At 42.0% G+C, this 5,470-nt stretch carries 5 protein-coding genes and 1 pseudogene; 5 read left to right on the forward strand and 1 reads right to left on the reverse strand.

From position 1 onward, the window contains the following. The 5 genes from R7D93_RS24965 to arr all read left to right on the forward strand — a co-directional run. The coding region (locus tag R7D93_RS24965; RefSeq protein WP_318129537.1) for a hypothetical protein at positions 1 to 771 on the forward strand (771 nt) is incomplete at its 5' end. 366 nt (positions 772 to 1,137) lie between these two features. Then, positions 1,138 to 1,344: a hypothetical protein gene (locus tag R7D93_RS24970; protein ID WP_077202320.1), complete on the forward strand. Its 207-nt coding sequence runs from the start codon at positions 1,138 to 1,140 to the stop codon at positions 1,342 to 1,344. A gap of 530 nt (positions 1,345 to 1,874) precedes the next feature. Next, complete coding sequence (locus tag R7D93_RS24975) at positions 1,875 to 2,705, forward strand: tyrosine-type recombinase/integrase (protein ID WP_077202319.1); 831 nt, start codon at positions 1,875 to 1,877, stop codon at positions 2,703 to 2,705. Between the two features lie 3 nt (positions 2,706 to 2,708). Beyond that, a complete protein-coding gene (locus tag R7D93_RS24980; RefSeq protein ID WP_077202318.1) occupies positions 2,709 to 3,785 on the forward strand; it encodes an IS91 family transposase in 1,077 nt (358 codons plus the stop codon). A gap of 374 nt (positions 3,786 to 4,159) precedes the next feature. After that, complete coding sequence (arr, locus tag R7D93_RS24985; RefSeq protein ID WP_077202317.1) at positions 4,160 to 4,591, forward strand: NAD(+)--rifampin ADP-ribosyltransferase; 432 nt, start codon at positions 4,160 to 4,162, stop codon at positions 4,589 to 4,591. Positions 4,592 to 4,941: 350 nt separating this feature from the next. On the opposite strand, the pseudogene R7D93_RS24990 reads toward arr, so the two are convergent. After that, positions 4,942 to 5,391, reverse strand: a pseudogene (locus R7D93_RS24990) (resolvase); the annotation flags it as partial. Positions 5,392 to 5,470: the final 79 nt, after the last annotated feature.

The raw sequence follows: 5,470 nt of genomic DNA on the forward strand, positions 1-5,470 counted from the left end.
CAGTATTGGGTTCTTTTAGCCACGATAGTAACGCACTTCGGAAATAGAAAAGTTTCAAACTTTAATGTCCTCCGACATTTGCGCGAGTATCGCGGCGGTAATGTGTCGGTAGGTACGGGCTTGCTAAGTATTGTAACTGGTGACTTGACCGGAGTAATCAGCGTGGCAGGAGGCGCGGTAGCAAACCTTGCACAATCAGGTCACGCGCCAAGTAATCAAATTAGGCTGTTTGTAGAGCTGCCTAAGAGCAAATATGCTAGTAATGTAGAGGCTGAAAAGTTCATAGTTACCAGCATGGAACAAGCAGCAAACAAGGTACTTTCACGATATGGTCAGGTGAAGCAAATATCACCAAAGCCTGAAAGTGCTTATGATGCATTTTGGGTTGAAAAGTCAGGTAAGTCGATTCCCTTTAGCCTAGTTAACCGAAAAGAAAGTGAGCTAAAAGGCGACTCTATAGCTGAAGCCGCAACATCAATAGATGGCAGCAATGAGGTTCAGTTAACCTACGGTATTATTGAGGATTCGGGTGTTAACTGGAATAAGGTTATCGTAAACCCGCCAATGCCATTCGTTTACTCAGTAGAAGTGAGTCCAGTAAACACCGTGGAGTTCTACAAAGAGTATTCAGCTCAACTACCGGATGGGTTCTATATTTACGTCCCAAGCTTTCCGAACACATCTTGGAATAGTAAAACCTACTTTGACAATTCAATTATTGTTCCCTCAATCTTCACTCAAGGTGAGCAATACCAGTTTATCAAACCTTAATAAAAGTAATTGATGTCGGTGGACAACAAAGTTTGAAACTCGAACAATAAAGATTAGAACTATGACAATAAAGTACGAAACTTTTCGGTGCCATTTGTCGTAGTTTGCCTTCTTCTCTGAGACGATTTTGCCCCATTCCTTCTCTGCGCGAAAGTCTACTCACAATTTGTGATTGTACGTTTGCCTTACTTGTAGTTATTCGAGGAAGTGTCGAAGTAAGCTTTTTAAAAATCATACGTCATTTTGCAATCTAATACCGATAACATCTCATTAAACTATTGATTATTAATTGAACTGTGATTGAAAAGGCTGCATGATAGGACTATGAAAAGCCGTATAAAATGCGTTATATGCGAAGGAGGATATATGACAAAGGAAGTTGCCGATAAGTGCTATATCGCATTAGGCATTGCTGCTGGAGATAGTATCTATCAGTACTTTTTCCGTACTGAAGAACCGTTTAATTTCTACAAGCCAATATTTATGTTCATAGTCGTTTTCCTTATTCTCATTACATTAAGCTTTGGCTTGAGGTTACTTAAACGGCTCATTTCTGCTCCTAAACGTGTTTAGAACGCAGTAAACCTTCATAAGAATAATTTGGTCAACAGGCTGTTGACTAAATTCAGGACAGCTCATTTGTGAAGCAAATTGTTTCGCAATTGACCAACAGGCTGCTGGACAAATCCCACTGCCCAATTTTGCAAGAGGCTCTTACAAAAAAACGAGTCAACACATTTATGCCCCAAAACAAGTCTAGTCGAGCGTCGCAAATGAGCGATCAGCGGACGGTGAAAAATGTTCAGCTGATACCGTTTTTATATCCAAAATCAACAAACTTCCCCCATATTCAGGTAAATGAGCAATTTGCGCATTTTTGTCCTTAGACCACGTCATTAACTTTCAAATATTTTCATAGCTAGCAAAAGGTTAGCTAATTTGATAAAAACGTATGAACCAGAAAAGTGAGCTATTACGTGGTAGAAATATGCGCGATTTGCACACTATTAAATTGTTGAACTAAGCCGCTGCGCGGAGTCGCAAACATCCCAATCAACGACCACACTTACCTTGAGATTTAACCCATTAATCTGGAGGTAACAATGAACTCTCTCATTGAACAAGTCGCCACTGAAATTGAACTCATGGGCTATTCACAACGAACTCGCGAGACCTACTGTGGTTGCTTACAGCGCATTGAGAACTATTTCAGTAAATCCTTAGCGCAAGTCACGGATGCGGAATTGAATCACTATTTTAATGAGCCTGAGGTGCGCCGATTAACCCGAGCGAGCCAATTGGTGCAAATTAATAGTGTCCTCTTCTTATTCAAACACATACTCCACCGGCCGTTGCAATTAGCCATCACTTTACCCAAGCAACGGCATAAGCCACCCCAATATTTAAGCCGACAAGATATCCACTTACTGATTCACCATTGCCAAGATTTACGTTTAAAAACCATGATAATGCTCAGTTATGGCTGTGGATTACGCTTAAATGAATTAACCCACCTCAAAGTGGCACAGATTGATGGGCAACGTAAAACGGCCTTTATTGAACACGGCAAGGGCAACCAGTCTCGTTATGTGGTGATTCCTGAGACGGTATTGCATCAACTCCACGTGTACTGGCAAGCCTATCACCCCAAAGAGTGGCTGTTCTATTCTCGCTGGTTAGCCTCCCAACCTCTCAGTAGCTCCACCTATACGAAGGCACTGAAAAAAATCGCCGCACAGCTTGGGCTTAAGGATAAAGTGAACGCGCATCAGTTACGCCATGCCTATGCCACGCATCAATTAGAGGCAGGGATGCCGTTGCATCAATTACAGCACCAGCTTGGGCATCGCAGCATTAAAACGACCGAGTGCTATCTGCATTGGTTGCCAGAGCTTGGGCATGGGGGCGTTGATTTACTAGCCAACTTGCAGTAACGCATGCCACCGCTTCATCTGGCGGATATTCTCAGCCAAGGATTACCGCATTACCAACAACAGCACCGATTAACCCGTCAACAATATCAAGTGTGTGCACATATCTTGGCGTGTAGAACAGGACAACTCGGTTATCAACAGTGGCGTTGTGACCAGTGTGGTCATGAGGAGCAATTTAGTTGTAGTTGCAGAGACCGGCATTGTCCTCGCTGCCAAGGACAAGCCACGCAAGCTTGGATTGCCAAACAAGCGATGTCACTGCTACCTTGCCCTTACTTTCACTTAGTGTTTACCTTACCGCATGAACTTAACCTAATCGCACACTATGCACCTAACGTGCTTTATCACTGTTTATTTAAGAGCCTTTGGCAAACACTCATGACATTCGCTGCCCATCGTCATCAGGGTCAACTCGGCATGACTTGTGTGTTGCATACTTGGGGGCAAAACCTCAGCCAACATATTCATGTGCATTGTTTAATCCCCGCAGGTAGCCTCAATCGACAATCGCAGTGGCAACCTATCACTAAAGGTTATCTCTATCCTGTTAAGGCTTTATCCACTGTGTTTCGAGGTAAAATGATAGCGGCACTCAAGGCACAATCCATAGCGCTACCGTCATTACCCGCCACTTGGTGCGTGTACAGCAAAGCCTGTGTCTACCCACATCAACTCTTGCACTATCTTGCACGTTATACCCGCAAAGGTGCCTTATCTGAATCACGATTAGTGAACTATAACGCCAGTCGTGTGCGCTTTCGTTACAAGGATTATCGTGACAACAATAAAACCAAATTCATGACCTTAAGTATGGATGAGTTCATTCGGCGCTATTTACAACATGTCCTGCCTAAAGGCTTTATGCGTATTCGCCATTATGGCTTTTTAGCCAATGCTTGTCGTAACAAGCGCATCCCCCTCATTCGAGCACAGTGCCGTGATTTAACCGATAAAATCGCCATGGATAACGTGGAAACCAAACTGCATTGGGTTTGCTCGCACTGCCATCAAGGGCAATTGATATTCGTCGCTATCGTGCTCCCCTTAACGCAACAGATAAGAGGATTGGATTCAAGTTAAACAATGATGACGTCAAACCATTTACGCAAATATTAGACTGAATGCCGCCTGATAGACTGGCGCTTGCGTGTGTAAAAAATACACTTGCAATTAACCAGAAAAGTAACGTAAATTAAGACCATTAATCGACTGAACGACAGTGACAATGGAATGCAATGATGAAGATAAATCGGATAACGTCATCAATCATCCTCAGGCTTAAAAAAGCAAATTCCATTAGCATAAATGATTCCAATACAGTGATTCACAAGTCGCCGTCCGTTCAACAAATGATTTATTTACACTCATGTGTAAATAAATACTAAAACGTTAGATTTCATGTTAGCTATAATTTCGCAATATTTAGTATAAAAACCATAACTAGGAAAAAAGATATGACTGAGAATGCCCAAAAAAATGCAAAACCTTTTTCTCAAACGTTTTTTCATGGAACCAAAGCAGATCTTAAATTGGGAGATCTTATAGAAACAGGGTTTAATTCAAATTTTGGACAAAATAATAAGGCTAAGTATATATTTTTGACAGCTACACTAGATGCTGCCATTTGGGGAGCAGAGCTTGCCCTAGGTAATGGTCGCGAAAGAATTTATTTGGTTGAGCCAACAGGTCCAATTGAAAATGATCCTGACCTAACGGATAGAAAGTTCCCAGGGAATCCAACTATGTCATATCGTTCAATCCATTCATTTAAAGTTGTAGGTGAAGTATCAAGCTGGCAGGGTCATTCAATAGAGCAAGTTAAAGCAATGAAAGATGGTTTAAATAAACTACATGAACAGGGCATTAACTCTTTAAATGAAATCTAACAAGTCGGTGCACATGACTGCTAACACGTCACTCGGTTTGCTCTGCCTTCGGCAGTTTAGCAAACTCTTCGTGCCTTAGTTTGCGCAGCATGTGACCTAGGCGTTAACAACGTCCGCAAATGGCACAGAGCCGTTGGTCGGCTCTAACTCATTTCTGTCCAAAAGCGAGTTTCAAACTTTGTTGTCACACTTTCGTTGGATAGCCACATTGATTGAATCTAAGTGTCGATCTTTATTGTCAGTATTGGGTTCTTTTAGCCACGATAGTAACGCACTTCGGAAATAGAAAAGTTTCAAACTTTAATGTCCTCCGACATTAAAGAGTTGGTTGCAGCAAAAGAAAAAGGCCGCTAGATAGTGGCCCTTTTTTCAAGTTTTTTTTTGTACTCAGCCCATATACGCTTAACCTGGCTTGTACTACACCCAGCAAGCCGAGCAGTTTCCTCAATAGTGTGATTTGGACGTAAAGAAAGGATAAGTTCATGTTGTTTGTGATTAGCCTTTCTTCCCTGGTACTTACCTTTTTTCTTTGCAAGCTCAATACCTTGCTTTTGCTTCTCTCGTCGGTCCTCGTAATCATCCCTAGCCATTTGCAAAGCCAATTTTAGTAATAGTTCCTGGACTGACTCCAATACAACTTTGGTAACACCACTGGCGCCAGAAACTAATTCTGTGAGGTCTACAACGCCAGGGACAGAAAGCATTGCGCCTTTGACACGAATTGAATCAATCAGCTTTTCAGCTTCCGGTAAAGGCAGGCGACTAATGCGATCTATTTTTTCAGCTATGACCACTTCACCAGTGTCGGTGGACAACAAAGTTTGAAACTCGAACAATAAAGATTAGAACTATGACAATAAAGTACGAAACTTTTCGGTG

The sequence above is a fragment of the Vibrio sp. YT-15 genome, assembly GCF_033337445.1.
Taxonomy (GTDB): domain Bacteria; phylum Pseudomonadota; class Gammaproteobacteria; order Enterobacterales; family Vibrionaceae; genus Vibrio; species Vibrio alginolyticus.

Coding starts and splice junctions, on each gene's coding strand:
- R7D93_RS24970 (WP_077202320.1), top strand. CDS start 1,138: ATGACAAAGGAAGTTGCCGATAAGTGCTATATCGCATTAGGCATTGCT.
- R7D93_RS24975 (WP_077202319.1), top strand. CDS start 1,875: ATGAACTCTCTCATTGAACAAGTCGCCACTGAAATTGAACTCATGGGC.
- R7D93_RS24980 (WP_077202318.1), top strand. CDS start 2,709: ATGCCACCGCTTCATCTGGCGGATATTCTCAGCCAAGGATTACCGCAT.
- arr (WP_077202317.1), top strand. CDS start 4,160: ATGACTGAGAATGCCCAAAAAAATGCAAAACCTTTTTCTCAAACGTTT.